This window comes from Sandarakinorhabdus sp. (assembly GCF_040398645.1).
Classification (GTDB): domain Bacteria; phylum Pseudomonadota; class Alphaproteobacteria; order Sphingomonadales; family Sphingomonadaceae; genus Sandarakinorhabdus.
The window spans coordinates 1-1,458 of sequence record NZ_JBBATR010000043.1 but is presented as its reverse complement, the minus strand read 5'-3'; the positions used below and the strand labels follow the sequence as shown (position 1 = coordinate 1,458).

The window sequence follows — 1,458 nt, the reverse complement described above, 5'->3', positions numbered from 1 at the left end:
CGGCCCGGCACGATCACCACGTCGCGGCACTTGGCCCTGGCTTCCCAGATCTTGGTGCCGGTGCGGATGCCGTAGGCCTTGGCTTCGTAGCTCGCTGCAATCGCGCTGGTGCTGTCGGTCATCACCGGCGCCACCACCACCGGCCGGCCGCGCAGTTCGGGATTCAACTGCTGCTCAACGCTGGCGAAATAGCTGTTGAGATCGAGATAGAGCCAGCGGAGAGGAAGCGACTCAGCCATAGAACACGCATAGCACATGCAGAACATAATAAGAACATCACGCCTGCGTCATATCTGCCGTTTTTCTCCCCGGCCAAGCCTGTATGATGCAGCGCCATGACGACCAGCCCCGACGAACGCGCCCTGCTGGCAGAGGCCGCCGCCAACGAGCCGGAGGGCGTGCGCGCCGTTTCGGCCAATGCCATTTCGGGCCAGCAATTGCGCTATTATGATCTCGCCATGGCGGCGTTTGCGGTCATCCTGATCTGCTCCAATCTGATCGGCGCAGCCAAACCGGCGCAAGTTGATGTGCCATGGTGGGGCACGGTCACCTTCGGGGCGGGCATATTGTTTTTCCCGCTGTCCTATGTGCTCGGCGATGTGCTGACCGAGGTGTACGGCTTTGCCCGCGCCCGCCGCGTGGTGTGGGTGGGTTTTGCCGCCTCGCTGTTTGCCGCCACCATGAGCTTTGTTGTCGTCAGCCTGCCGCCCGATCCGACCTGGAAAGGCCAGGCCGCGCTTGCGGAAGTGTTCGGCCAGGTGCCGCGCATTTTCGTCGCCTCGATCATCGCCTTCTGGGCCGGCGAAATGGCCAATGCCTTCGTGCTGGCCCGCCTCAAGCTGCTGACCAAAGGCCGGCTGTTGTGGACGCGTACCATCGGCTCAACGGTGGTGGGGCAGGGCGTCGATTCGCTGATCTTCTACCCGCTGGCCTTTGCCGGCATCTGGGAAACCTCGCTGGTCATCCAGGTGCTGGCCACCAACTATGTGCTCAAGGTGCTGTGGGAAGCGCTACTTACCCCGGTAACCTACCGTGTCGTGGCGTGGTTCAAGGCCGTCGAAGGCCTCGATGTCTACGACACCGGCACCGATTTCACACCGTTCAAGACGCGGGTTTAGGCGCGTTTGCGGATCTTAATTCGATTGTGAAAGAGCGGCCGGTTTCTGGTGGGCAGTTTTGACCGATTTGACGAAGCGGGCGGCATTCAGCGTTGAATTCGCTGGCTTAACCAAAAAAACATCGCCCGCACACCATCACCGGGCAGCGCCATGATGACAGCATCCGGCGGTGTAGGACAGGCCTTGGCCAACGGACGGAGCAGGCCTACAGCGCCACCCGCAGCAGATCGCGGCCCACGATCACCTCGCCCGAAAACGCGCGCCTTGCGGCGTCCGCCCAGTCGGCATCGGTCACGCTGGCATCGCCGCCGGGGACGAAGTGGGTGAGCAGCAGGCGCTT

2 protein-coding genes are annotated in these 1,458 nt (G+C 62.5%); one reads left to right on the top strand and one right to left on the bottom strand.

What is annotated here, in order from left to right:
- Positions 1-239: Y-family DNA polymerase (locus ABWP50_RS09890; protein WP_502951027.1), on the bottom strand; the 239-nt coding region annotated here is incomplete at its 3' end.
- Between the two features lie 96 nt (positions 240-335).
- Between ABWP50_RS09890 and ABWP50_RS09885 the strand changes: the two genes are divergently transcribed.
- Positions 336-1,118, top strand: a complete 783-nt coding sequence (locus ABWP50_RS09885; protein WP_353217830.1) for a queuosine precursor transporter — start codon at positions 336-338, stop codon at positions 1,116-1,118.
- The last annotated feature ends 340 nt before the right edge of the window (positions 1,119-1,458 follow it).